This is a genomic window from Empedobacter tilapiae (assembly GCF_004785645.1).
Lineage (GTDB): Bacteria > Bacteroidota > Bacteroidia > Flavobacteriales > Weeksellaceae > Empedobacter > Empedobacter tilapiae.
In genome coordinates, this window is sequence record NZ_SRPE01000002.1 from 318613 (window position 1) to 345335 (window position 26723).

General features: G+C 30.4%; 31 protein-coding genes. 11 read left to right on the forward strand and 20 right to left on the reverse strand.

From position 1 onward, the window contains the following. Positions 1–68: 68 nt before the first annotated feature. Together E4J94_RS03590 and E4J94_RS03595 are read right to left on the reverse strand one after the other, a co-directional pair. Complete coding sequence (locus E4J94_RS03590) at positions 69–452, reverse strand: DUF3037 domain-containing protein (protein ID WP_135834494.1); 384 nt, start codon at positions 450–452, stop codon at positions 69–71. Then, entirely contained in the window at positions 430–1221 is a 792-nt protein-coding gene (locus E4J94_RS03595) for a HipA family kinase (protein WP_135834495.1), read from the reverse strand. The genes E4J94_RS03590 and E4J94_RS03595 overlap by 23 nt, the downstream gene beginning before the upstream one ends. 109 nt (positions 1222–1330) lie before the next feature. On the opposite strand from E4J94_RS03595, the gene E4J94_RS03600 reads away from it, so the two are divergent. Further along, positions 1331–1978, forward strand: a complete 648-nt coding sequence (locus E4J94_RS03600; RefSeq protein ID WP_135834496.1) for a SanA/YdcF family protein — start codon at positions 1331–1333, stop codon at positions 1976–1978. Positions 1979–2015: 37 nt separating this feature from the next. On the opposite strand, the gene E4J94_RS03605 is transcribed toward E4J94_RS03600, so the two are convergent. The 3 genes from E4J94_RS03605 to E4J94_RS03615 all read right to left on the reverse strand — a co-directional run bounded on the left by E4J94_RS03605 (position 2016) and on the right by E4J94_RS03615 (position 3413). Beyond that, complete coding sequence (locus E4J94_RS03605) at positions 2016–2546, reverse strand: adenine phosphoribosyltransferase (protein ID WP_135834497.1); 531 nt, start codon at positions 2544–2546, stop codon at positions 2016–2018. 93 nt (positions 2547–2639) lie between these two features. Then, entirely contained in the window at positions 2640–3068 is a 429-nt protein-coding gene (locus E4J94_RS03610; RefSeq protein WP_135834498.1) for an acyl-CoA thioesterase, read from the reverse strand. Positions 3069–3152: 84 nt separating this feature from the next. Beyond that, positions 3153–3413, reverse strand: coding sequence for a hypothetical protein (locus tag E4J94_RS03615; RefSeq protein ID WP_135834499.1), 261 nt, complete (start codon positions 3411–3413; stop codon positions 3153–3155). Between the two features lie 257 nt (positions 3414–3670). Between E4J94_RS03615 and dnaA the strand changes: the two genes are divergently transcribed. From dnaA to E4J94_RS03630, 3 genes are read left to right on the forward strand one after another with little or no spacing between them, the layout of a single operon-like run. Beyond that, positions 3671–5095 (forward strand): chromosomal replication initiator protein DnaA, encoded by a 1425-nt coding sequence (gene dnaA / locus E4J94_RS03620; RefSeq protein ID WP_135834598.1) that lies wholly within the window; start codon positions 3671–3673, stop codon positions 5093–5095. 18 nt (positions 5096–5113) lie between these two features. Next, positions 5114–5560, forward strand: coding sequence for a low molecular weight protein-tyrosine-phosphatase (locus E4J94_RS03625; protein ID WP_135834500.1), 447 nt, complete (start codon positions 5114–5116; stop codon positions 5558–5560). A gap of 9 nt (positions 5561–5569) precedes the next feature. Then, positions 5570–6277, forward strand: a complete 708-nt coding sequence (locus E4J94_RS03630) for an SAM-dependent methyltransferase (protein ID WP_135834501.1) — start codon at positions 5570–5572, stop codon at positions 6275–6277. Between the two features lie 146 nt (positions 6278–6423). Here E4J94_RS03630 and E4J94_RS03635 read toward each other — a convergent pair whose 3' ends face one another. Next, the gene (locus E4J94_RS03635) at positions 6424–6723 is read right to left on the reverse strand and encodes a type II toxin-antitoxin system RelE/ParE family toxin (protein WP_135834502.1); all 300 of its coding nucleotides are present in this window, start codon (positions 6721–6723) and stop codon (positions 6424–6426) included. Beyond that, positions 6716–6967, reverse strand: coding sequence for a type II toxin-antitoxin system ParD family antitoxin (locus E4J94_RS03640; RefSeq protein ID WP_135834503.1), 252 nt, complete (start codon positions 6965–6967; stop codon positions 6716–6718). The genes E4J94_RS03635 and E4J94_RS03640 overlap by 8 nt, the downstream gene beginning before the upstream one ends. 303 nt (positions 6968–7270) lie before the next feature. On the opposite strand from E4J94_RS03640, the gene E4J94_RS03645 reads away from it, so the two are divergent. Then, a complete protein-coding gene (locus E4J94_RS03645) occupies positions 7271–7663 on the forward strand; it encodes an HU family DNA-binding protein (RefSeq protein ID WP_135834504.1) in 393 nt (130 codons plus the stop codon). A 167-nt stretch (positions 7664–7830) separates the two neighbouring features. Here E4J94_RS03645 and E4J94_RS03650 read toward each other — a convergent pair whose 3' ends face one another. Beyond that, positions 7831–8220, reverse strand: coding sequence for a hypothetical protein (locus tag E4J94_RS03650; protein ID WP_135834505.1), 390 nt, complete (start codon positions 8218–8220; stop codon positions 7831–7833). Positions 8221–8341: 121 nt separating this feature from the next. Between E4J94_RS03650 and E4J94_RS03655 the strand changes: the two genes are divergently transcribed. Beyond that, positions 8342–8815, forward strand: coding sequence for an Mpo1 family 2-hydroxy fatty acid dioxygenase (locus E4J94_RS03655; protein WP_135834506.1), 474 nt, complete (start codon positions 8342–8344; stop codon positions 8813–8815). Between the two features lies 1 nt (position 8816). Here E4J94_RS03655 and E4J94_RS03660 read toward each other — a convergent pair whose 3' ends face one another. The 4 genes from E4J94_RS03660 to E4J94_RS03675 all read right to left on the reverse strand — a co-directional run bounded on the left by E4J94_RS03660 (position 8817) and on the right by E4J94_RS03675 (position 13621). Next, positions 8817–9884, reverse strand: coding sequence for an SGNH/GDSL hydrolase family protein (locus E4J94_RS03660; protein WP_135834507.1), 1068 nt, complete (start codon positions 9882–9884; stop codon positions 8817–8819). An 87-nt stretch (positions 9885–9971) separates the two neighbouring features. After that, entirely contained in the window at positions 9972–11399 is a 1428-nt protein-coding gene (gene purB / locus E4J94_RS03665; RefSeq protein ID WP_038333596.1) for an adenylosuccinate lyase, read from the reverse strand. 21 nt (positions 11400–11420) lie between these two features. Continuing rightward, complete coding sequence (locus tag E4J94_RS03670; RefSeq protein WP_135834508.1) at positions 11421–12275, reverse strand: fructosamine kinase family protein; 855 nt, start codon at positions 12273–12275, stop codon at positions 11421–11423. A gap of 56 nt (positions 12276–12331) precedes the next feature. Continuing rightward, a complete protein-coding gene (locus tag E4J94_RS03675; RefSeq protein WP_038333598.1) occupies positions 12332–13621 on the reverse strand; it encodes an adenylosuccinate synthase in 1290 nt (429 codons plus the stop codon). Between the two features lie 229 nt (positions 13622–13850). Here E4J94_RS03675 and E4J94_RS03680 point away from each other — a divergent pair, with 229 nt between their 5' ends. Further along, positions 13851–14540 (forward strand): DsbA family oxidoreductase, encoded by a 690-nt coding sequence (locus E4J94_RS03680; protein WP_135834509.1) that lies wholly within the window; start codon positions 13851–13853, stop codon positions 14538–14540. 55 nt (positions 14541–14595) lie between these two features. Here the strand turns inward: E4J94_RS03680 and E4J94_RS03685 are convergent, their stop codons facing one another. Continuing rightward, positions 14596–15201 carry an N-acetylmuramoyl-L-alanine amidase gene (locus tag E4J94_RS03685; protein ID WP_135834510.1) on the reverse strand — a complete coding sequence of 202 codons (606 nt, stop codon included), beginning with the start codon at positions 15199–15201 and terminating at the stop codon, positions 14596–14598. Between the two features lie 125 nt (positions 15202–15326). On the opposite strand from E4J94_RS03685, the gene E4J94_RS03690 reads away from it, so the two are divergent. Further along, positions 15327–17723: an outer membrane beta-barrel family protein gene (locus tag E4J94_RS03690; RefSeq protein ID WP_135834511.1), complete on the forward strand. Its 2397-nt coding sequence runs from the start codon at positions 15327–15329 to the stop codon at positions 17721–17723. Between the two features lie 49 nt (positions 17724–17772). Here E4J94_RS03690 and E4J94_RS03695 read toward each other — a convergent pair whose 3' ends face one another. The 6 genes from E4J94_RS03695 to E4J94_RS03720 all read right to left on the reverse strand — a co-directional run bounded on the left by E4J94_RS03695 (position 17773) and on the right by E4J94_RS03720 (position 23666). After that, on the reverse strand, positions 17773–18390 hold the full coding sequence (locus E4J94_RS03695; protein ID WP_135834512.1) for an N-acetylmuramoyl-L-alanine amidase family protein: 618 nt from the start codon (positions 18388–18390) through the stop codon (positions 17773–17775). A 76-nt stretch (positions 18391–18466) separates the two neighbouring features. Continuing rightward, a complete protein-coding gene (locus E4J94_RS03700) occupies positions 18467–19795 on the reverse strand; it encodes a DUF58 domain-containing protein (RefSeq protein ID WP_135834513.1) in 1329 nt (442 codons plus the stop codon). Beyond that, positions 19795–20781, reverse strand: a complete 987-nt coding sequence (locus tag E4J94_RS03705) for an AAA family ATPase (protein ID WP_135834514.1) — start codon at positions 20779–20781, stop codon at positions 19795–19797. The genes E4J94_RS03700 and E4J94_RS03705 overlap by 1 nt, the downstream gene beginning before the upstream one ends. Then, on the reverse strand, positions 20781–22025 hold the full coding sequence (locus E4J94_RS03710; RefSeq protein ID WP_135834515.1) for a hypothetical protein: 1245 nt from the start codon (positions 22023–22025) through the stop codon (positions 20781–20783). The genes E4J94_RS03705 and E4J94_RS03710 overlap by 1 nt, the downstream gene beginning before the upstream one ends. Then, on the reverse strand, positions 22022–22684 hold the full coding sequence (locus tag E4J94_RS03715) for a hypothetical protein (RefSeq protein ID WP_135834516.1): 663 nt from the start codon (positions 22682–22684) through the stop codon (positions 22022–22024). The genes E4J94_RS03710 and E4J94_RS03715 overlap by 4 nt, the downstream gene beginning before the upstream one ends. Further along, complete coding sequence (locus E4J94_RS03720) at positions 22671–23666, reverse strand: stage II sporulation protein M (protein ID WP_135834517.1); 996 nt, start codon at positions 23664–23666, stop codon at positions 22671–22673. The genes E4J94_RS03715 and E4J94_RS03720 overlap by 14 nt, the downstream gene beginning before the upstream one ends. 29 nt (positions 23667–23695) lie before the next feature. Between E4J94_RS03720 and E4J94_RS03725 the strand changes: the two genes are divergently transcribed. Then, positions 23696–24418, forward strand: coding sequence for an RDD family protein (locus E4J94_RS03725; RefSeq protein WP_135834518.1), 723 nt, complete (start codon positions 23696–23698; stop codon positions 24416–24418). Positions 24419–24448: 30 nt separating this feature from the next. After that, a complete protein-coding gene (locus E4J94_RS03730; protein WP_135834519.1) occupies positions 24449–24820 on the forward strand; it encodes a YchJ family protein in 372 nt (123 codons plus the stop codon). A gap of 34 nt (positions 24821–24854) precedes the next feature. Here the strand turns inward: E4J94_RS03730 and E4J94_RS03735 are convergent, their stop codons facing one another. Then, a complete protein-coding gene (locus E4J94_RS03735) occupies positions 24855–25700 on the reverse strand; it encodes a glycoside hydrolase family 25 protein (protein ID WP_135834520.1) in 846 nt (281 codons plus the stop codon). 88 nt (positions 25701–25788) lie between these two features. Here E4J94_RS03735 and menA point away from each other — a divergent pair, with 88 nt between their 5' ends. Beyond that, positions 25789–26715, forward strand: coding sequence for a 1,4-dihydroxy-2-naphthoate octaprenyltransferase (gene menA / locus E4J94_RS03740; protein ID WP_135834521.1), 927 nt, complete (start codon positions 25789–25791; stop codon positions 26713–26715). Positions 26716–26723: the final 8 nt, after the last annotated feature.

The window sequence follows — 26723 nt, forward strand, 5'->3', positions numbered from 1 at the left end:
TTAAAAATTAATGTATTACCAAATTTAAGAAATTGTTTTTAAAATATTCGTTTTTAAGTATTTAACTATTATAAAACATGTTCTTTAAATAATTTATCCAATGTTTTATCAAGGTTTGTTGTTTTTCCTGGATGCGGACGAGAGCTTTGTATAGACGAACTTCTAACAGCGGTTAACCAACGAAAACGCTCTGGCGTTTCGAAATCAGAAATAGCAGATTCAGGATGAATTCCTTCTGCAATTTTAGATAAAGCATTCAAATTACTGTCAATAAAATCAAGGTCTAATTCGTGGCAAAAAGCATTGATTCTATTGTCGTTAATAAAATATTTTACTTTCAAATAATTTTCCTTTTTCGAAAATAAAATCACTCCAACATTGATAAATTCTTCGCGTTCAACTTTCGGAACCAAACGAAGAATTGCATACTCATATAAGATTTTTTCTGGCATTATTCGCTTCGTTTATAAAAAGTTCGGTATGTTGTAATCGTGTTTTGATAAATGTTTTGTAAACTGTTCTCATTTCCTTGTGAGTAGAATGTGTAACTTCTGTTTCTAACCATTCATCAGGAATCAGATTAACAATTTCATCTATGATCTCATCATTTAAAACAACTTTAAATTCTGTGTCAACTTCTTCAAGTTTTGTCGCATTTTTCAATAAAACATGGTCTTTTATTGGAGTAAAAGGAGCAAGAGCAGCTTTTTCCCAGTTGTCCCACGAATGATGAAAATAATAAGAAGCACCGTGATCAATTAACCACAATTCTTTGTGCCACATTAACATATTTGTATTACGAAAAGTACGATCGACATTCGTTAAAAAAGCATCTAACCAAACAATTTGCGAAGATAGTTTATCATTAATTTTCATCACAGCAGGATCATAATTAATAGCACCAGATAAATAGTGTAGAGCTAAATTTGTTCCTTCGCTAAATTTTAACAAATCCTGAATTTCTTCGTCGGCTTCAGATTGACCAAAATATTCGTCCAAATTTGCAAAAACTAATTCAGGGACTTTAAATCCTAAAACACGTGCAATTTCACCTCCTAACAATTCGGAAATCAACATGCGAGGTCCATGACCAGCACCTTTAAATTTTAAAACATATTTAAAACCGTCATCTGCATCAGCTAATGCAGGCAAAGAACCACCTTCGCGCAAAGGTTGTAAATAGCGTTCAACAGTAACTGTTCTTAACTCAATTTTATTCATTCTCTAAAATTACGATGAAAAATTTAAAATAATTTTCACATTTATAATTTTTAAATATCATTAATCTTATAGATTTTTGACTGTTAAAATTTTTAAAAGCAAAATATAGTTGAGTAAACTTGTCAAAATAGGAAGATTTGTAGTGCGAAAAAGTATATTAATTGTTGGATTAATAGCGATTTTCACTTTGATTGTGGCGTTGATTATTCAAATTTTTGCTTCATATTACATTTATAATTATCAAGGAAATATTCCGTCAGATTATCGTGTGGCAGTTGTTTTTGGTGCAAAAGTGCAAGCTAATGGACAACCAACTCGTTTTTTGAAAGATCGTTTGGATGCTGCTATTCGACTTTATAAAGAAGATCAAGTGGATGTAATTTTACTTTCTGGAGAAAAACTTCATGAAAATTTTAACGAAATAGATGTTATGGAAAAATATCTGTTAGATAGAGGTGTTAAAATAGAAGATACATATCTTGATGGAGCTGGTTTAGATACATATAGTACAATATATAGAACTAAAAATATTTTTAAGTTTGATAAAGTTATTTTAATCTCTCAATCTTATCATCTTAAAAGAGCACTTTTTTTGGGTAAAGTTTTTGCATTGGATTGTATTGGATATAATGCGGATAGTGGACCTTATAAAACAGAAAGTAAACAGAGTTTTAGAGAGATTTTAGCGAATATAAAAGCTTTGTTGGATATTGGGAATGAAAGAACACCAGAAGTGATTATAGCCCCTAAAAAATAAAAAACTCCGCTCAAAATTTTGAGCGGAGTTTTTTATTTTAATATTCTATCAATGTAATAATATCTGTTGTAAAAGAAGTTAATTTATCTTTTCCGTTTAAGAAAGTCAAATCAACAATAAACGAAAATTGTGTTGTTTTACCACCACATTTTTCTACTAGTTTAGCACAAGCTTCAGCAGTTCCTCCAGTTGCTAAAACATCATCATGAATTAATACACGTGCACCATCTTTGATGTAATTCGAATTTACCTCGATGGTTGCTTGTCCATATTCCAAATCATAGGACTGACTAATAGTTGGAGGAGGTAATTTACCAGCTTTACGAATTAATACAAAAGGAACTTTTAATTTTTGCGCAATCTGAATTCCATACAAAAATCCACGGCTTTCAATTCCACAAACAATATCCACTTTACCTTTAGCTTTTTCTACAAAAGCGTCTACAATTTCGTCCGAAAGGTCAGGATTTAAGAACAATGGAGTAATATCTTTGTAGACAATTCCTTCTTTTGGAAAATCGATAACGTCTACAATCGTTTGATTGATTTTTTCTTGAAGTGTTGACATTCGTTTTTAATCATGTTTTGTTAAGGAACAAATTTAATGAGAAATCATTTGTTAGAATTTGTTTTAACGAATAATTAATCATTCTAAATAATATTATAAGCCTAAACTTGTCCAAATACGTTCTGGAATACGAACAGGGCGACGAGTTTCAGCATCAATACAACATAAAATAGTATAGCCTTGATTAATTATTTTTCCAGCTTCATTATAAATATTGTAATCAAAACGAATGCGAACACCTTTGTCGCGTTCAGGAACTGTTGTTTCAATTTCTATTAATTCATCGTACAAAGCGCTTCCAATGTATTTTGTATGCATTTCAATAATTGGCATCTGAATTCCCATTGCTTCCAATTCGGAATAAGGAAAGCCACGTTCACGCATCAACTCTACACGTCCAATTTCATAAAACTCGGGATAGTTTCCATAATAAACCACTTTCATTTGATCGGTGTGTTTATATAGAATACGAGTTTTGGTGCGAAAAACATTCAATTGTTCAGTTTGTTCTATCTTCTCCATAATTTTCTAAAACATCATTTTAATCTTCAAAAGTAGAGAACAAAAAAAAGACTTTATCATTAATTATATAAAAAATGAAAAAGTCTATTCAGTAATTTTTTTGTAATCCATCCAACTAAAAGAAGTTTGTGAAGAATCTTTTTGCTCTTCTTTTAAGAAATCATATTGAATTTGAATGTTCGTTTTGAAAGTAGGATTTGCGATTTCGTAATAAAAAATCTTTACGTTTTCATCTTCACCTTGTTCAATTCGTAAAAGAGAAAAATTATTTTTGATTCCTAAATCATTTAAATGATTTTCTACTTTGATAATTGCAAAATCAATTTTTTCTTGTGTAATTTCCATAATGAAACAAAAATAAGAATTATAAATATTATAAGACAAAATATGGCTGAAAAAGATTATCTTTGCAGGACTTTTTTTATCTAAAACTACTTGTTGAATATTTCTAATTATACAAAGTATTTTTTAATATATCAATACCCTTTTCATTTTTTTTATTCAAAATTTGTTCACAATTTTGTAGAGAAGCTTTTGTTAAAAAACTTCATTGAATATCAGTAAATTACATTAAAACTTAAGCACTTTTGGACAATATTACAATGATAACTGCAAATTCTGTGTGGGAAAAATGTTTGTCGTTTATTAAAGACAACATTGCAGAAGATGCATTCAATACTTGGTTTGTTCCGATTCGTCCGGGCAAGCTAAATAATAATGTTTTAACAATACAGGTACCAAGTAAATTTTTTTACGAATGGTTAGAGGAGCATTATATCAAAATTTTAAAAAGTGCATTACAAAAAGAATTAGGCTCTGAAGCGAAATTAGTTTACAGTATTTTGATGGATCAAAAGTCTCAAGGACGTGAACCATTTACAGTTCGTATTCCAAGTTCGAATAAAGAAAAACCTCGCCCACAAGAGGTTGAAGCGCCAATTAATTTGCAGGCTGGTAAAATGATGAATCCTTTCATTATTCCAGGATTACAAAAATTAAAGATTGATTCGCAATTAAATCATAATTATACATTCAATAATTTTATCGAAGGAGAATCAAACCGATTAGCTCGTGCAGCTGGTCGTGCTATTGCCAAACGTCCAGGAGGAACTTCGTTCAATCCACTATTTATTTATGGTGGAGTAGGATTGGGGAAAACTCACTTGGTGCATGCGATAGGTTTAGAAGTAAAAGATTTACACCCAGAGAAAACTGTTTTGTATGTTTCGACAGAGAAATTTACTCAACAATTTATCGAAGCTGTAAAAAATAATAATCAAAATGATTTCATTCACTTCTATCAAATGATTGATGTTTTGATTATGGATGATATTCAGTTTTTATCTGGAAAAGCAAAAACGCAAGAAGTTTTCTTCCATATATTTAATCATTTACATCAAAGAGGAAATCAAATTATTTTGACTTCGGATAAATCTCCAGCAGATATTCAAGACATGGAAGACCGCTTGATTTCACGTTTTAAATGGGGATTATCAGCCGATTTGCAAAATCCTGATTACAATACACGTCTTTCTATTTTGAAGCAAAAATTAGAAAACGATGGCATCGAATTCCCTGATGAAGTAATGGATTATATTGCACAAAATATTGATACAAATGTGCGTGAGTTAGAAGGTTCATTAAATTCAATCATAGCGCAAGCAACGTTGAATAAACGCGAAATTACGTTAGATTTAACAGCACGTACTTTATCAAAATTAGTACAAACTGCTCGTAAAGAAATCTCGATTGATTACATTCAGAAAACAGTTTGTGAATACTTCAAAGTAAAAATGGAAGATATTCAGTCTAAAACACGTAAGCGTGATGTAGTTCAAGCGCGTCAATTAGCGATGTATTTTGCAAAACAATATACAAAAGCGTCGTTGGCAAGTATTGGGACACAAATTGGTAAACGTGATCACGCAACAGTTTTACATGCTTGTAAAACTGTGAAAAATTTACAAGAAACGGATAAGCAATTCCGTGGTTATATCGAAGATATTTCACGTAAAATTGCAGATTAATCTATAAATACTTTTTCAATGAAAATTTTGATGGTTTGTTTAGGTAATATTTGTCGTTCTCCGTTGGCAGAAGGAATTTTACAAACAAAGGTTGGCGACAATCATTTGGTAGATTCTGCTGGTACGGGCGATTGGCATGTTGGTGAACAACCAGATAGACGCTCGGTTGCGGTTGCTAAAAAATATGGTGTTGATATTTCTGATCAACGTGCGATGCATTTCAATCCAGTTTTTTTCGATGAGTTTGATCTAATCTTTGCAATGGATGAACAAAATTTAATCGATTTGCAAAAATTGGCTCGAAACGAAGAGGAGCAAAGCAAAATTAAATTGATCTTGAAAGACGGAATAGGGCAAACGCAAAATGTACCTGATCCTTACTACGATGGTGAAGATGCTTTCGAGCATGTTTATCAATTATTAGATGAAGCCACAGACGGAGTCATCAAAAAATACAATCTTTAAAATTATACAATGAAAACGGCTAAAGTTTATTTGATTCCTTCACTTTTAGGTGAAAGCGAACACAGTAGAGTATTGCCTTTATACAATCTTGACGTTATTCGAGCAATTGATACGTTTGTGGTAGAAAACGAAAAATCTGCACGTAAATTTATCAAACAAGTTTGCCCCGAAAAAGTTCAAGCCGATTTAGATATTTACATTCTAAACAAAGATACAGAGCCAGAAGAAATGTTAGATTTGATCAAATTATTAGATCAAAATAAAACCTTGGGAATTATTTCCGAAGCTGGTTTGCCTGCGGTTGCAGATCCAGGAGCACAATTGGTAAAAGTTGCGCAACAGAAACGCATTCAGGTTGTCCCTTTGGTTGGGCCATCGTCAATTCTTTTGGCGTTAATGGCTTCTGGAATGAATGGTCAAAACTTTGCTTTTCATGGTTATTTACCAATTGATAAAACGGAACGTAAAAAGAAATTAGCCCATTTAGAAGCTGAAAGTGCTAAATCTGGAATTGCTCAAATTTTTATGGAAACGCCATACCGTAACAATCAAATGGTAGACGATTTAACGAAAATTCTTCGTGCCGAAACCAAGATTTGCGTTGCATGTCACATTACATTAGAGGATGAAGATATCCGCACGTTATCGATTAAAGAGTGGAAAAACGAAAAGTATGATTTTCATAAACGTCCCGCAATTTTTGTCATGCAAGCTTAAAATTTTTATAATATAGATCAACACTTCGTGTTTCTTTTCGCGAGTCGTTGCTCCAAAGTATACGAGAAAGCCAACATATAGATGTTGGCTTTCTCGTATAATCATTTTTTGCGGTGAAAATAATTGAAGTGAGAAAATTAAAAAGTTTATTCTTTTATACGATTTTTCAAATCCATTTCCGCACCAAGAATTCTTGTTATTTCAATTTCATCTTTAGTTAGAATTCTATAAAAGATAATATGTTGATTGGCTAAAAATCCATAAAGTTCAGAATTAACCTCATTATAACTTCTTCCAATCATCGGATTTTCGGCTAATAATTGACAAAAATTGATTAGTTCTTCATAATATTTATCCGCTTGATTCTCTGACCAAAACTCAAACGTATATTCATATATTTTCGAAAGATCTTCAACAGCTTTATTTGTCAAGAAATAGTTAGCCATTATTTTTCATTTTGGCTTTTAAAGTTTCGAGGTGTTTCTTTGCATCAAAATCCTCTGCAATTCCACTATCTATACCTTCTTGTATTGAATTTTTCAATAACTGAATTTTATCTTCTTCTTCTTCCAAAAGTCTCAAACCAGCTCTAATAACCTCACTTGCATTTTTGTATCTACCTTGAGAGACTTTTGTATCAACAAATTCTTCAAAATAATCTCCCAAAGAAACAGATGTATTTCGTCCCATAACTTCTTATTAAGTTTAATAAAATAAAGTTACCAAATTTTGGTAACTATTACTAATGTTTTAATATTGAATTTGTTTTCCGTCATATGTTAACTATTTTTATCTAGTTTGCAAACCTCTTCTATAATGATAAAATGGAATTGTTGGACAGAATTTAATTCAGTTTTTCATCATTTTAATCATCTTACTTAGATAAAAAAATGATAAGTTGCTTCGCTATTTATATTATCTATTTATGTTTTGTTGAGTATGAATAAAGAAATAACTATCTTAATACGAATTAATTAACTAAAACAATATGCTATGGCAATAAAATTTAACTTAGTAGAAAAACCGCAACCAGGTGTCGCTGGAGGAGGTGTAAAAAAATGGTATGCAAGCGCAAAAGCCGATGGAGAAATTAGCATTGATGAATTGACTGTAGAAATTGAAAAGTTTTCGGCACTTTCTGAAGCTGATATTCGAGGTGTTATCATTGCGTTAGAAAATGTAATTATTAACCAAATTGTAAATGGAAAGATTGTACGTTTGGATAAGTTAGGCAGTTTTTATCCTAGCTTAAGTAGTGAAGGCGCAACTTACGAAACTGATTTTAATGTTAGTTTAATTAAAGGTGCAAAAATTAATTACCGACCAGGTAAACGTATTTCTGAAGCGTTAAAAGTTGCTAAATTTCAGAAGGTAAAGAGAGTGTAGTAAAAAGGAAGCTTCTTGTTGGTTGAAAAGAAGCTTCCTTTTTACTAATTAGAAGCCTCTCGTTGATCAACGAGAGGCTTCTTGTTTGATGGTTGCATATTGATTAGATGATGTAAATAGCTAAATCGTGTAATATGCTATTTTTTTAAGAAGATAAATTGATTCGTTCAGTTTCTATTTCTGTCATTCTCTTTTAGTAATTTTATAATTAATCTGAAAAAACCAAAACCAAAAAAAAATATTCCTATAATTCCAACTACCCAAGCAATAGTAGGATTGTATTTTCTAGATCCATCAAATAGATGATTAAAAGGCAAAATAAAATAGCTAGTTATAGTAAAAATGAGAGCGCCTAATATATTAGCAATGTTTTTAGTTGAGTTACCATAAAATCTATTAATTAGAATGTAGAATACAACAGCTCCTCCACCAAAAAATAATAGAGATAAAAGCGCTATTATATTTGTTTGCTTTTCTTCCGAAATAATTAATAATGTAATAGATAGAATTACAAATAGAATACTGATAAAGAAAAATATATATTTTTTTATAATCATTGTGCAAGATAATAGTTTAAACTTTTTGATTGAAGTGGAGATAAATTTACAACTATAATTTTGGTTTTAAAGTTTAATAATAACCCAAATTCAACCTATATTTAATATAAAATCATCCAAAATGAGAAAAATAGAACAACTTTTTAGTGAATATGGAGAAAGTCATCAAAATGGGACAAACAAAACCATTCATTGGATTTGTGTTCCTTTAATCTTTTGGACGATTCTTGGTTTTATTTCCTACATTCCAACACCACATTTTTATATTCCAAGTTTTGGTTATATCAGTATAGCTTCAATCATTGCGTTGGTAATTGTTTCAATTTTTTATTTTAGATTATCGGTTGTCGTTGGTCTAATTATGATTTTTCTAATGCTGCTGATGGAATATTTTATTTCGTTGTGCAATCTTCAATTCGGTACAAAATCATGGATAGTTTATTTGGTGGTATTTATTATCACGTGGATTTTACAATTTGTCGGACACAAAATAGAAGGGAAGAAGCCAAGTTTTCTCAAAGATTTACAATTTTTGTTGGTCGGACCAATTTGGTTGTTAGGTTTTATTTTACGTAAAATCGGAGTTAAGTATTAATCTATTTCTTACTCAAAATTTCATTTACTTTTTTCTCAATAGCTTCTGATAATCTGCTAAAACCTAAATCATTTGGATGAATTCCGTCTGTAGAACCTTCATTATCCGAACCGATTAAATTATCACCTTTCAATAAATACAAATCTTTTATACCATCTTTTGTCAACGCATCGTATTGTGCGCGATAGGTTTGATTTTGTCTTGTCATATCTTCGTGAGCTGTTAAATCAAATTTACTCATTGGTCGAATCAAGCTTTCTACCATCAAGATTGGCGTTTTTGGATGATATTTTCGGAGTAATTTGACGAACGGAATTGTTCTACTTTTGATTTCTTCAGGAGAACTATTCGGAACACAATCCAAGATAAACAAATCAACACCTTGAATATCTTTAATCATTTCAGCTAATTCAATTTCAATTTTAGCATTTCCACTCAAACCAAGATTAATGAATTCGTAACCTGTTTTTCGCGTTAAAATAGAAGGATAATTCATTCCAGGACGACTTGCTGACGCACCTTGTACAATGCTCGAACCATAAACCACGATTTTCTTTTTATACGCAATCGGTTGATTGATAAAATTAGCAGAAGCATCAATTCCTATTTTTAAGTCTGTAATTTCGTTCCAAAGTGGTAAATAAAGCATGAATTCCTTTTCTGTTTTAGATAAATTCTTGACAATATCATATTCACTTTTGATATTTTGCTGATTTGGTAAAGCCGCACCCGCAAAAATCCACTTTCCGTTTTCTTTGATATACAAATCCAATCCACGAGCCATAATTCCAGTTGTATTCGCACCCAAATAAGTAGAACGAGTTGTCCAATCTAGTTTTATTTGCGATGTATTCGATTTAAATGTAACATATAATCCAGCGGAAGCAGTAAATAAACCTTTTACTTTTTCGGGAAGATTTGCGTATTTGTTGGTATCGATTCTGTGATAAAAAGGCGCATTATCAAAGGCTTTTCCTTGTAGAGTAAATTCTTTATTTGTGATATATTTGATTTGTCCAAATACTTGAAAAGAACAAATAAGTGCAAAAAGCAGAAAGAAATTTTTCATTGATTATAATTGATTAAAGGTTAAAATTAAAAAAAGACTTCCAATTCGGAAGTCTTTTTTTGTTTCATGTGTTTGTCTTAAGCGTGTTTACACTTTAAGGTCTGTATGAGCGCCTAAAAGTGCTTTATTTTCTTCGATAATTGGATCAACCAAATCTTTTAAGAATTCCTCTGTTTGTTCAGAAGCAAATCCTGTAAAGTTTTTTGGATCTAATAATTCGACTAATTTTTCTTTATCAATTTTTACATTATCATCAGCAATAATACGCTCAATCAAATCGTTAGATTTTCCTTCCATTTTCACTTGTTTTGCAGCTTCCATAGAGTGTGTACGAATAATTTCGTGTAATTCTTGACGATCTCCACCATTTTTAACACCTTCCATAATGATATATTCAGTTGCCATAAATGGTAATTCCTCTGCGATATGCTTCTCGATGATTTTAGGATAAACGACTAAACCATCTAAAATATTGTTCCAAATGATTAAAATTGCATCAATCGCTAAGAAAGCTTGAGGAACCGCTAAACGTTTATTGGCAGAATCATCTAACGTTCTTTCGAACCATTGAGTAGACGCAACCATTGCTGGAGAAGTTGCCAAAGACATCACATATTTCGCTAAAGAAGCAATACGCTCAGAACGCATAGGATTGCGTTTATATGCCATTGCAGAAGATCCAATTTGATTTTTCTCGAAAGGCTCTTCAATCTCTTTTAAATTTTGTAATAAACGTAAGTCGTTTGTGAATTTATGAGCAGATTGTGCAATGTTTGATAATAATTCTAATGCTTGTGCATCAATTTTACGATCGTAAGTTTGTCCTGAAACTGCAAAAACATTTTTGAATCCGAAACGTTCAGATAATTTTTTGTCTAATGTTTTTACTTTTTGGTAATCTCCATCAAATAATTCTTTGAAAGATGCCGCTGTACCAGTTGTTCCTTTTACTCCACGAAAACGTAATGTATCTATTCTGAATTCTAATTCTTCTAAATCTAATAAAACAGATTGTAACCAAAGTGTTGCACGTTTTCCAACGGTTGTTAATTGTGCTGGTTGGAAATGAGTAAATCCTAAAGTAGGTAAATCTTTGTATTGACGTGCAAATTTAGCTAAACCATCAATCACATTGATTAATTGTCCTTTTACGTGTTGAAATCCATCACGAATCTGAATCAAATCTGTGTTATCGCCAACAAAAGCTGAAGTTGCACCTAAGTGAATAATCGCTTTTGCGCTTGGTGCAACATCTCCGTACGTATGCACGTGAGCCATTACATCATGACGAAACTTCTTTTCGTAAGCCGCAGCAACATCATAATCAATATTAGTTGCGTTATCTTTCAGCTCTTGAATTTGTTCGTCTGTAATATCTAATCCAAGTTCCTTTTCAATTTCTGCTAAAGCAATCCAAAGCTGTCTCCATGTTGTAAATTTTTTCTCAGGAGAAAAGATATATAGCATTTCGTCGCTACAATATCTCGATTCTAAAGGATTTTGATACTTGTTCATTGTATTTGTTTGTTTTGTTTTTTAAAATTTTTTCAAAATGGTTTGCACATCTTTCACATAATAACCTTCGAAAAGGTAAGCGTGTATCAGCAATGGAAATAATTGTGCAATCGGTAAACGCTCTTCAAAATTTGGTGCTAAAGGACTATTTTCGTGATAAGCATCAAAAAATACATCATCAAATCCTCCAAAAAGCTTTGCAATAGCCAAATCCATTTCGCGATGACCATAATAAATTGCAGGATCTATAACCGAGAATTCACCTTTTTTATTGGCTAAAATATTTCCGTTCCAAAAATCTCCATGCAATAAAGCTGGCTTTTCTTCTGGAAATATCGAATTCAATTGTTTACATAAATTCTCTGCAGATTTTATTTGTTTTGAATTGATTAATTGTTTGTTTTGCAGTAGTTTCATCATTGGCATGATGCGATTTTTTGCATAAAATTCGCTCCAAGAATCCGTTAAACTATTCGGTTGAACGACAATAGCAATGTAATTATCTTCTGACCAACCAAATTGTTTACTTGTATTTTGATGAAGTTTTGCTAAATTTTTTCCTAAGTTTTCCCAATTTACAACAGTTGGAGTAGAGGTTTCCATCCATTCTAATAATAAATATTGAAAATCTTTTCCAGCTTCACCAACATTTACCACTTTCGGAACCGAAAATGTTTTGGTCTTTTTAATAGCTTCTAAAGCACGTGCTTCTTTCTTGAAAAGATGAGGAAAGTTGTTTGCGGAATTTACCTTTAAAAAATATTTTTTATCAAACGATTCTAATCGAAAAGCATCATTAATATCACCACCTTTTATTGGGACGATAGAATCTATATCTAAATTCAATTGTTTTAATCGTTCTAAAATTTCATTCATAAAAATATCTCATAAAGTTATAGCCCAACAAAAGTCAGGCTATACTATTTAATTTATTAAAATAAAGTTGTTCTAATAATGTTTTGAGAACGCTCTGGGCCAACCGAAACTAAATAAACTTCGATTCCTAAGTATTTCTCAATGTAGTGGATGTAGTCTTGCGCTGTTTGCGGTAACTCATCAAAAGATTTTACATTTGTAATATCTTCTTTCCATCCTGGTAATTCGTCGTATTGCGCTTCGTAATCAGCTAATTTAGTTGTAGAAGAAGTGAAATAATCAATGATTTTTCCGTCTTCCGTTTTGTAACCTGTACAAACTTTTACTGTATCAATATTCGACATTACATCTAATTTAGTAATTACTAAATGTGTAATTCCATTAATCATACAAGCGTGTTTCAACGCTACTAAATCTAACCAACCTGTGCGACGTGGACGACCTGTTGATGCTCCGAATTCGTGACCAACTTGACGAATTTGTTCTCCTAATTCGTTGTCCAATTCTGTTGGGAAAGGGCCGTTACCAACGCGTGTACAATATGCTTTCGAAACTCCGATCAAATTTTTCAATTTTGTAGGAGGAACTCCTGCACCAACACAAACTCCACCAGTTGTAGGAGAAGATGATGTAACGAATGGATATGTACCAAAATCGATGTCTAACATTAATGCTTGTGCACCTTCGAATAATACATTTTTACCTTCGTCAATCGCGTGATTGATTTCTAATTCAGAATCCATGATACGTTCTTTCAAACGCTCTCCGTATGCTAAATATTTTTCGTAAATATCTTCGAATTTTAATGGCTCTTTATTGAATAATTTTTCGAATAAAGCATTTTTAACCACTAAATTTTCTTTGATTTTTTCTGCTAAAACTTCAGGATTTAATAAATCAATTGCACGAATACCAACACGAGCTACTTTATCCTCATAACAAGGACCAATTCCGCGTTTTGTTGTACCAATTTGACTATCTTTTCCTGCAAATTCTTCACGATATTCGTCTAACAAAATGTGATAAGGCATAATTATATGCGCTCTTCTCGAGATAAAAACGTGATCTGTAGAATAACCTTTTGCTTCTAATTGTTCAGTTTCTGCAAAAAAAGCTTCAGGATTTACTACGACACCATTCGCAATAATACATTTTCCTTTGCATTGTAAAACTCCAGAAGGTAATAAGTGTAAGACAAATTTATCATCACCTACATAAACCGTGTGACCTGCGTTGTTACCACCTTGGTAGCGTACAACATAATCCGATTTTTCGGCTAATACATCTGTAATTTTTCCTTTTCCCTCGTCACCCCATTGAAGACCGACTACTACGTGTGTTGACATATTGTTTGTTCGTTATTTGATTTGGAATAAAAATGAAACTAATCATCTTTTCTTGGTTCACTGCAAAGGTAATTTAAACCTTGTCTTAAACAAATTTTAAACTCAATTTAGCACGATTATTTTTCAAGATTTTGTTAATAATTTTTGAAGATTAAATTAACCGAAAATTAACCGAATTCATTAAAATAAATAACGTATTTTTACAAACTTTTACACCAAAAATTTCCATATGAAAATTGAAATCTGGTCGGATGTAATGTGTCCATTCTGTTACATCGGAAAAAAACATTTTGAACAAGCTTTAATGCAAATTCCTTATCAAGATAAAATACAGGTTGAATGGAAAAGTTTTCAGTTAAATCCTGATTTATCTAAAACTGAAATTACTTCTGTGAATGATTATTTAATCGAAGCAAAAGGAATTTCGGAAGAACAAGTTTCGGCAATGAATAATCAATTGGCTGAGATGGGAAAAGCTGTTGGAATTGATTTTCAACAACAAAATTCTAAAGTTGTCAATACAGGTGATGCTCATCGATTGATTCATTTTGCGCAAGCAAATGGAAAAGGTTCGGAGGCAGAAGAAAGACTTTTTAAAGCATATTTTACAGAAGGTAAAAATGTAGCTAATTATGAAGTTTTGGCTGAATTGGGAGAAGAAATTGGTTTGAACAAAACCGAAGTTCTTGAAATGCTAAATTCTGATGCAAATGTTTTTGAAGTTGCTTCGGATATTTTAGATGCACGTAATATTGGTGTTTCTGGCGTTCCATTTTTCGTAATTGACCGTAAATATGCACTTTCTGGTGCTCAACCTGTCGAATATTTTGTTTCTGCTTTGACGCAAGCTTACGAAAAAGATCATTTGGATCAACCACAAAATGGTGCTTCTTGTGATGTAGACGGAAATTGTGATTAAAACAATTTGCAAATAAATATAGAAAAGGACTTCTATTGAAGTCCTTTTTTTCGTTTTATATCGATTGATAATTCTCTAAAAATTGTACAATTTTTTCTGCTAATTGATTTTTATGAAAAGTGCTTTTCAAAGTTTCGGCATCAGTAGGATTGCTAGCGAAACCTAATTCGATGAGAAAAGTTGGCTTTTTAGAATCTCTTAATATTTTAAAATTAGCTTTTTTCAAACCTCTGTTTTCGATAGAATTCATGCTAACTAATTGTGCTAATTCAGCTCCAATTTTCTCTGTATGAGGATCAGTATTATCTTTATTGATAAAAACTTCAGATCCTTTTAGTTCCTTATTCGAAGAGCTATTCAAATGCAAAGAAATAACTAATTCAGGATTCAATTCATGCATTTTATTAACACGAGATTGTAAATCTAAATTATCATTTCTATCTCTTGTTAAAATAACATTGATATTTTTCTTTTTAGCTAATTGTTGAATTTTTTGAGCCAACTCTAAAGAATATTCACTTTCTACAATATTTCCATTATTTGAACCTTTATCAAAACCGCCATGTCCAGCATCTATGACAAAAGTTTTAGCAGTTTGTGCAAACATGGTAGATGTTGCGAATAAACTTGTAATAGCAAATAGATATAGTTTCTTTTTCATAATAATCGTAATGATTTAATTAATATAAACATAATCAATTATTTATAAAAAATTACATTTTAGACTAAAAAAAGATGTAACATTTTAACTACTCAAGCGTCTATAAGGTATAAAAATTAACACAAATGAAATTTTACGTATCCATTCTAACGCTTTTTTTACTCCAGAATTTTTTATCTGCTCAATATTCTATAAAAGGAAAAATTGTCAATCAGGAAAATCAACCTGTCGAATTTTTAGATGTTTCTATTATTCAAAATGATTCTATTATAGATTTTATTACAACAAATACAGATGGAACTTTTCTTATTAAAACTCCAAAAGGAGAAGTCGAATTATTAATAGAAGAAATGGGAAAAGTTGTAGAACAACGAAAAATAGCTGTATACAATGATTTGGATGTAGGAAATATTGCGATAACGAGTCAACAATTAGGCTTGAAGGAAGTTTTGGTGCAAGGAAAAGCGAAGACGTATGAACGATTAGTTGACCGTTTGGTTTTTAACGTCGAAAATTCCATTGCGGCAATAGGTAGAGATGCTTTAGATGCTTTGAAAAATACACCTTCTGTCAAAATTAAGGATGATCAAATTTCTATTGTTGGAAAGAGTACGGTGAATGTTTTGGTGAATGATAGAATAGTTCAGATGAGTGGAAATGATTTAACAAATTATCTCAAAAGTATTCCATCTGCAAATATCAAAAAGATTGAAGTGATAACAAATCCTCCTGCAAAATATGAAGCTGAGGGAAATAGTGGATTAATCAATATTGTATTGAAAGAAGCAAAGCAAAATGCGTGGAGTACAACGTTGAGAAGTTCGTATACGCAAGGTATTTATGGGATATTGAATAATGGAATTAATTTTTCATACTCTAAAGATAAATTTTCTGCTTTAGTAGATTTGTCACATTATACAGGAAATAATATCTACACAAACGATATGAATTATGATTATCCAACTGAACATTGGAATCAAAAGGTAAGAAATAAAAATATGTATAGAGGTTTATCTGCTTTAACAACTTTAAGTTATAAGATAAATGATAAGAATACAGTTGGAATTCAATTTAACGGAGGGCATGATTTTTCGGCAAAGAGAGAAAAAACGAAAACAATTAGTAATCAAAATGAGCAGATTATCAAAGATTTTTCTACTAATTCTCGTACAAAGGGAGATGGAGATAACTATAATTTTAATTTGAATTTTACTCACAAGTTTGATACAATTGGAAAGAAATTTTCTGTTGATTTAGATTATATGTCGAATACAGGAGCTAATGGAAATGATTTTATTTCGGATATGTATTTCAAGAAAGAGCGCAAAACAATTTTAGCAAATAATCTAAATGATAAGGATATTCAGAATATTTCGGGGAAAATTGATTTTTATTTCCCATACAAAAAAGGAACGTGGGAATTTGGTTCAAAAGTAAGTTCTACAGAATCTGATTATAAATTGAATTCAGTTTTTACAGATATCAATACCAACGAGAATTTGATGACGCAAAATGATCATTTTAATTATACCGAGAATGTAGAAAGTTTGTATTTATCGTATCAACGAAAATTATCAGATAAATGGTCAACAAAAATTGGACTTAGAGGAGAATTTATGCAATCTAAAGCCAACTCGATTACCACAAATACTATTACGGAGAAAGAATATTTCAAATTATTTCCAACATTTTATATTCAATATCAGCCAACAGAAGATCATTCGTTCAATTTTAATTTTGGGCGAAGAATTCAACGACCAGCTTTTTGGGAATTAAATCCAAATAAATGGTACAGTAATCCTATTTCTTATACAGAAGGAAACCCTTTTATTCAACCAGCTTTTGTGTATAATTTCGAGTTAAGTTATGGATTCAAAGATTATTTACAAGCAAAAGTTTATTATCAAAATATACAAGATGGTTTTGGTCAAATTGCCTTTCATCAAGAGCAAGAGTTGGATGGTGAATTGACGCAAACACAAATATTTAAGCGATTAAATTATTATAAAATGTCTAATTATGGAATTAGTTTGTCATCAACTTTAAAACCTTATAAATGGTGGGAATCTAATCTTGAATTTAATTTTGGATTTAATAAATCAATCAATGAAATTGATGTGCTAGATAAAGAATATACAGGAAATGGAGCGAATTTTTCGGTTTATAATAACTTGAATTTAAATACTAAAAAAACGTTTACAGCACAAGTTAATTATACATTTGTACCAAAAGGAAAAAACAGAGAATTTGATTATAGTTCAAGTTCTTCGTTAGATATAGGCTTTAAATATTTAGCGATGGATAAGAAATTAACGTTGTCGTTGATGGCGTATGATATTTTTAAAACAGATCTTTCAACATTGTCGACAAATGTGCAAAATATTCCGCAATCGTTTAGACAATATTATGATTCGCAATCAATACGTTTTTCGGTTTCATATAAATTTGGTAATTCAAAAATCAATGTGAGTAAACGTCAAACTTCTAATGCAGAAGAAGCAAATAGGAGTGGAGGTAAATAGAGAAAAAACAAAAAATCTCAGAGCATTTTGCTCTGAGATTTTTTTATGTCTAATTTTTCAATGCTTCAAAAATTTTATCTGCTATTTTAGGGTAATTACTTTCGTTTGTTAAGATTTTTCGGTCATCGTCATTTGTCAAATAACCGATTTCAATCATAATAATTGGAACTTGTGAATCTCGTAATATTTTCGAATTTGTTTCAACAATTCCTAAATTTTCAAAACCTAAAGTACTTATACTTTTTCCAATTTTTTCGCCAAGTATTTTCGATTCCTCAAAAGTAGGATTCAATGGAGAAAGATGAATTTCTGTTCCTTTTTTAGAATCTTTTACATTATAATTTGCATGAATTGACAAAACTAAATCTGGTTTAATTTCGTTAATCATTTTTGCACGACTTGTATTGATAATTTGTTCATCACCTTTTCTCAATAAAACAAAATCAACATCTGCAAAAGGATTTTTTTCTTGAATAATAGTTGCAATTTTCAGCGCAATATCTTTTTCCTGAAATTCATCTTTTTTAACACCAGTATCTGTACCTCCATGTCCAGCATCTAAAAGAATTATTCGTTTTGTAGAAGGAGTATTATTGTCAATAAAGTTTACTTGTGCATAAAGACCTGTTGTTACAATTAAACAAAAGATTTGGAATATTTTTTTCATAAGTTATTTAGATTAGACAATATTTTTAGCAATAATTATGCTTTTTTTTCTAAAAATTTGGTTAAAAGATATTTTCTTAAAACAAACCACGTGCCTTTATTTCTAAATACTTATTGATAAGGTTAATAGATAATTCTTGTGGCTCGCAATAAATGGTTAAAATTCCGATTTGATGCAAACGGTTTATGATTAATTCTTTGTCATAATTAAATTTTTCAGCAATTGTTTGATCATAAATATCAGTTGTAGTATTTGCTTTCTGATGATTTAACTTTTTCAATTCCGAATTTTTAAAAAGAATCAAAACCACAACATGCGATTTTTTAATCAATTTTAGATAAGGTAATTGACGTTCCAAACCATCAATTGTCTCGAAATTGGTGTAAATAAATAAAAGCGATCGTTGCGTTAATTTTCGTTTGATATAAGCATATAATTGTCCAAAATCACTTTCAAAAAAATCAGTTTGTACATTGTATAATATCTCCAAAATCAATTGCATTTGATGATTTTTTCTATCCGCAACAACATGATCTTGAATTCTTTTATTAAACGTAATTAAACCTGCTTTTTCATTTTTTTGAAGTGAAATATTTGCAACAACTAAACTAGAATTGATTGAATAATCCAACAATTTTAAACCATCAAAAGGCATTCGCATCGTTCTTCCCAAATCAATTAACGAATAAACAGGCTGCGATTTTTCTTCCTGAAATTGATTGACCATCAATCGATTTGCTTTTGCCGTTGCTTTCCAATTGATTAAACGATATTCGTCACCAATCGTATAATTTTTTATATTTTCAAATTCTGTATTTGTTCCAATTTTTCGAATTCTTTTCATTCCAAATTGATTCTGTAAATGAGCGGTAGAATACAGTTGAAATTGTTTTAATTGCAAATAAGAAGGATAACACGCAATCGAAATTGGTTCGTTTATTTTAATTTTTTTCTCAATCAATCCAAAAACAGAAATAAATACATTTGTTAATCCAAATTTATACGAACCTCGCTCTGTTGGTCGAATTTTAAAATCAAATTTAGTATTTTGACCACTTTTAAATCGTTTTCTAAACTGAAAATCTCTTAATTGTAATTGAACAGGAAACTCTTCTATAATCTTTACATTCAGCGGAAATTGATAATGATTTGTTACAAAAAGTTCCAATTCATTTTCATCACCATTTGATAATCGTTCTGGATAATTTCGAAGAACTTCAATGGAAGTTTTAGGAATATAAACCAAAAATATTTCGACAATAATACTAACGATAAAGACAAGTGTCAAAATCTTTGCAATAATGTAAATAGGAGGTAGAAAAAATGCGATTACATAACAAAATGCAATCAATAATCCCGCATAAAAAAAGCGATTGGTAAGAAATAAGCTTCTGAAAAATTTCATTAACGTGGAATTTCTACGCGATCAATAATTTGCTGAATAATATGTTCTGTTGTAAAACCTTCCATCTCTTTTTCAGGAACCATCACAACGCGGTGTCCCAAAATTGTATGTGCAATTTGTTTGATATCTTCTGGAATCACAAAATCACGTCCATTCACTGCTGCATTAGATTTTGCAGCATCTAAAATTGCGATAGAAGCACGTGGCGATGCGCCCATATATAAGGTTTGATCGATTCTGGTTTGATGAACAATTGTTGCGATATACGTAATTAGCGCTTCGTGTACGAAAACCGATTTTATGCGATTTTGGAATTCTATAATTTCATTTCCTGAAATTACTTTTTCTATCAATGATTCTTTGTCGATATTTTTGCGTTCTTGCTGTTCTTTCAATAACTCAATTTCACTTTCTAAGGAAGGATATTTGATATAAATCTTAAACATAAAACGATCCAATTGCGCTTCTGGCAAACGATACGTTCCTTCTTGTTCAATCGGATTTTGAGTTGCAAAAACTAGAAAAGGAGCTTGCAAAGGATAAGTTGTCCCATCAACCGTCACTTGTCTTTCTGACATCGATTCGAATAAAGCTGCTTGAGTTTTTGCAGGCGAACGGTTAATCTCATCAATCAAAATAATATTTGAAAAAATTGGTCCTTTTTTGAACTCAAATTCATTGATTTTAGAATTTAAAATAGATGTTCCAATCACATCAGAAGGCATTAAATCTGGCGTAAACTGAATTCTACTAAAACCAGAATCGATCGTTTTTGCTAACAATTTTGCCATCATTGTTTTGGCAACTCCAGGTAAACCTTCTATCAGAGAATGTCCATTAGAAAGCAAAGCTAAAATCAATTGATCGATAATATCATCTTGTCCGACAATAACCTTTTTCAATTCATTTTTTACGGCTTGCATTTTATGTTGTACATCCGAAAAAACGACTCTATTTTCGAATGGTTGATATGTATTTTCGCTCATTAGATATTTGCTTTTTGTTTATAGTTTTCGATGATTTGATACACAGTTTTCAAATCGTGTTCATTTGGTTGATTTTTTTGATAAATATTTTTCAGAATCGTGAATTTTTCAAGACATTCTTCTTGGCTCAAATTTGCTTTTTGTGCAACAATTTCAATGAATTGTTTATTCGTAATATCGTCTGTTTCGATTAAAAATGTTTTTCTTAATTTGTATAAAAAATAATCGATTTTCTTTGAAACAATGTCTTTTACTTCTCCATTTTCTTGGTATAAAGAAGAAATTGTCTTAGCAAATTCGACTGTATGATTTTCTTCTTTGGCATAAATTGGAATGATACGTTGCTCACGTTTACTTCTAAAAATTAAAAAGAAGAAAAGTAAAACCAATAGTGTTATCCAAGCAGCTTTTAGAGCTGGTTCGCCCATTATGAAACGCATCATTGACGAACTTCCTGCATAAGTTTTCGAGGTATTGTACCAAAAAATAGTTTTCCCTTTTAATGGTTCTAAAACCGATTTTACATAGAAATAACTGTCTTCATTTAATAAATAGTAATTGGTAAAATAAAGCGGTTCTGCATGATACAAATAATAACCTTTGTAATCTTTTGGTTTGATTTTTAAATAATTTGGATAAGCTTTATCTTTATAAGTAATTGTTCCAAGAATTTCAGAATCACTCGTAATCTCACTAAAATAGTGATGTTCGATTTCTTTTTTCTTATTTATTTTGAACAATTTATTTGTTCTAAGCTCGAAATTATCATTAATATTTATAGTCTGATTGTACAACATATTCTCTTCAGATTCCTTAGAATCAGCTGTTATTGTATCTGTAGAATATGTTTCGTCGTTAATGTCTTCTTTTCCATTTGTATCATCACCAAAATTGTCATAATAATCTGCAATCATTACAATTCCACCATTTTCGGCAATTTTGCTCAATAAATTTTTAGAAACTGTATCAAAATAAATCTCAGAACCAAGCACAACAACTGCATAATCTTTAGCTTTTTTAGGATCAATTTTTAATTCAGAAAGTTTTTCCAAATCTTTCATTTTTCCATTGGATAAATTTCCAAGTTCTTCGTGCATAATAAATAATCCGTACGGATCTTTACTATTTTGATAAAGGCTAACATCCCATGATTTAGGAAGTTTATAACGAAGTTTTGAGAAAGAAAATACAAAAATTCCGACCAATAAAACCATGCCTAATAGAATACCTAATTTCTTTTTCATGAAGCTAAATATTGATTAAATTGATTGAAATTTGTCTTGAATTCGTGGTATTGATTTTCATCAATTTTAAATTCTCCAAACCAAACTTGATTAAAAATTTTAGTATTTTGATTGAATAAAATTTTTGATTTTTTGTCTTCAATTTGATTGATAAATTGCTGATTTGTTTTCTTTGGATCCCATTCAATCCAACCTTTTTTATCTAAATTTTGTAGATTTTGATAATGCAAATAACGAATTGCTAAAGCAAAGTTTTGCTCCGTTTCTGCTTTATTGATTAAAGAGTTTAAATTGACTTCTGCTAAATTTTCTTCGATAAAATCAAAATCCGATTCGTTATATAATTTTTTCGAATTTCGTTTAAGAATTCCTCCATTTTTATAAATACGTGTGGCAAGAAAAATTAAAAATAATCCAATCACAAAATAGAAAATGATTTCCCAAGGTAAATAAGAAAGAAATCTAAAAATCCCTTCGATTATTTTTGAGAAAAAACCAGGTTCGAATTCTTTTTTAGGTTTTGGAACATCTTCGTAATTAAATTCTTTTCCAGTATATTTTTCTTTGAATACTTGAAATTCTTCCGTTTTTTCTTGTGCGAAAACAACGAATTGAATCAATACTAATGTTAATGTAAAAAATAATCTAAATTGTTTCATTCGATCCTAAAGTTTGATTGAACGAAAAAGTTTTTTGTCTATTTTTTTGAATCGGATAAATGATATAATACCAAATAATTAAGATTAATGAAAGGATTATAACCGATAAACTCAATGCAATATTTACATCATATAAACGCGTAATAAAACCTTCGATAAATCCAGCTATAATAAACATTGGAACAGTGCTTAATAAAATCATAACTGCTTCTTTTGCTTTGATTGTGAGTGATTTTTTTCGCGATAAAGTTTTTGGAAACATAAAGCCATTTCCTAACATCAAACCGCAAGCTCCTGCAATAATAATCACCGATATTTCGATTGTTCCATGCATCCAAATTGCTGACATTGCCTTTCCCAAAACGCCTTCTTTGAAAAACATATAATGAAATGCGCCTAACATAATCCCGTTCGAAAATAGAATATATCCCGAACCAATACTGAAAAACAAGCCCAATGTAAAAGCCAAAAAAGCAACTCGAATATTATTGATTGTAATTGCTAATGTGCTTCCCGTCTGACTTCCTGATTTATAAATTGCTGCAGGATCGCCTTTTTTGATGTTCATTAACGTTTCGTCTACGTATTGATTTCCTAAAATTAATCGTGTAAAATCTGGATCGAAATGCGATGATAAAACACCAATTAAAACCGCTAAGGCAAAAATCAGGAATGAATACAACAACATTTTGTGATTTTTGTAGACTACATTTGGCACATCTTCTTTGAAAAACTGTACAAATTGATTTCCAGAAGTTCGTTGATCTTTGTAAATTGACTGATGCGCAAATAAAGCTAGCTCGTTCAAATAATCTTTTGTCTTACTTTTTGGGTAATAAGTTTGAGCAAACGCCAAATCATTTGTAATTTCGATGTAGTTTTTTGCTAAAATATCTGGATGAACATCAATTTTATTTTTCAAATTATGTTCAATATCAGACCATTTCGCCTTATTTTTATCAATAAAATGCGCTTCTCTCATAGTAGAGTAGTTGTTAGTGAACCAAATATATGAATAAACTTTTAGTCAATACACCACAAAACGTGCAAATTGCTTATAATATTGCGCCACTCGGAAAACGTCTACTGGCTTATATTATCGATATGATTATACGAATCGTATTAGTCTACGGTATGTCTTATTTTTCGGAGTTTATTCCGAACAGAGACGAATGGTTTCGAATGGGAATTTATAGTATAATAGGTTTTATATTTTTACTTTATCCGTTGATCTTAGAGATTTTGATGAAAGGGCAAACTGTAGGAAAATGGATCATGAAGATTCGTGTGATACGAATGGATGGAAACCGCGCTAATAATTTCGATTATTTCTTACGTTGGGTGATTGGAATTGTAGAATTGTTTTTATTTACTGGACTTATCGCGTTGATAACGATGATTGTTAATAAAAATGGACAACGTTTAGGCGATATTGTGGCGAATACATGTTTGATTGATTTGAATCCGAAATTAGATTTATCACAAACCATTTTTGCTGAAGTTTCTGAAACTTATAAAATTCGTTTTCCCGAAGTTTATCGATTATCTGATCGTGATATTAATATTGTAAAAGAAAACTTTACGTCAGCATTGCACAATAATAATTATGATATTCTACTAAAATTAACGCGAAAACTGGAGGAAATAATGGAAGTGAAAAGTGATGGTTTAGGGAATATTGATTTTATTCAAGTGGTGATTCAGGATCATTATCATTATCACAGAGACAAGTAAACAGTATCTTTGTAAAAAATAAAGAATAAAATGAATTGTCCTTGTTGTTCTGGAAAAGAATATAAAAATTGTTGCGAACCTTTTCATTTGAATAAAGAATTGCCAAAAACTCCCGAAGAATTGATGCGTTCTCGTTATACTGCTTTTGCAATGGTTTTGCCTGAATATTTAGTTGATACAACACATTCTTCTACGCGAAAAGATAATGATTTTAGCGATATCGAAGATTGGGCAAAATCGAATAAATGGTTGAAGTTAGAAATTGTTTTTGCTAAAGATAATAAAGTAAGATTTAGAGCTTATTACCAAGATAGACAAGGCGAAATCTATGAACATGATGAACTTTCTACATTTGTGCAAGAAAATGGTAAATGGTTTTATATAGATGGTGAGTTTTATTAAAACAAAAATTTTGTTAATGAGTAATTTATAAATTTTATAAGGTCAATCTTTCCAAGTCATCAATTGTTCCATTGTAAATATTTACATCAACCTTGTATCGTTCAACACCTTCTATGGTTGCTTTTTCCGTAAATTGCCAAAAATCCCAATGTCCTTTCATTTCTTGTACCCAAAAATTATAATTTGCAATCCAAATAATATAACCTTCAAAATGATTTTGTAAATAATCTTCAAAATATTTATCAGAAGTATAAATGATGGGTTTTATATCATAATGATCTTCAATAATTTTACACCAATTTTTTATTCCTTCAACTAAACGTTCCATGGATTGTGTTCTTGGTAAAGTTTCTATATCTAATACAGGAGGTAAATCACCATTTTCTAGTTTTACCTTTTTGATGAAATTTTCAGCTTGTAATGTAGAATTTTCATCGGGTCTATAAAAATGATAAGCACCGCGCAAAATATTGTTTTCTTTTGCTCCTTTCCAATTATCTTCAAAAGTATCATCAATAGAAGTTGTTCCCATTGTAGAACGAATGAAAGCAAAGTTTATCGGATATAAATGGTAAATTGTATGCATTTTCGTCCAATCAATCTTACCTTGATAATGTGAAACATCAACTCCAAAAGTTTTGAGATAATATTTATCCATTACCTCAATATTTCTAATGTCATATTTTGTTACTTTATCATCTGTTATTTTTTCACCTTTTAGTGATTTTTCGATAATAACTAAATAATAATGAATCCCATGACGGTATCGGTAAGAAAAATATAAAACACATAAAATCATAAAACTAATAACATATGTAGAAAGTTTTATTTTTTTTAAAATATAAAAAAGTGATTGTTGAGTTTTCTTTTTACGAGGCATTTTAGTAGTTGAAATAGATAAATTCTATGCAATATTACTTCAATTTTCGATGATAAAAAAAGTAAAATCTTCATTATATTTGTTCGGTATGAAAAAATGGATATTAGCTGCAAGGCTTCGCACATTGCCACTTTCTTTGAGTGGATTATTATTAGCAGGATTTATTGCAAAATCGGAAGGGATATTTCAGAATAATATATTTTTATTATCTCTATTAACAACATTAGCTTTTCAAGTATTATCAAATTTTGCTAATGATTATGGAGATGCGATAAAAGGAACAGATGCAAATAGAGTAGGAGAGCAACGGGCTGTTGCTTCTGGTTTAATTACTCAAAAACAGATGAAAATTGCAATTGCAATTATGATTTTTATTTCTATGATATGTATTGCTGCATTACTATATGTTTCGTTCTATCCAAATGATATGAAATATATCTATATATTCCTAGGTTTAGGTGTAGCATCTATTTTTGCTGCAATAGCTTATACAATGGGAAAGAAACCATACGGATATATTGGGTTAGGAGATATTTTTGTGTTCTTATTTTTTGGAATTTTAGCTGTTGTTGGAGGAGAGTTTCTATATTCTAAAGTTTTTCAATGGCAAATTTTATTGCCTGCAGCATCTATGGGATGTTGGAGTGTTGCTGTATTAAATTTGAACAATATGCGCGATGTCAAAAACGATGTCAAAAACAATAAAATTACAGTTGCTTCAAAGCTCGGATTTCAAAATAGTAAATATTATCAAATGGCATTAATGACAGCTCCATTTGTTTTAAGTGCGCTTTATGTTACAATGATTCCAGAAAAATCAGGGAAATTATCAGGATTAGTTTTCTTAATTTTAATCTTTTTTGCGAATGCAATTCGGCGTCAAATTTTTGCAGTAAAAGATCCAAAAGATTATGATCCTTTTTTGAAACAAGTAGCTATGTTAGCATTATTTTTTGCTGTGTTATTAGGTTATAGCTTAATAGGATTTAATTTTATAGATACATTAACACGTTAATCACAAAA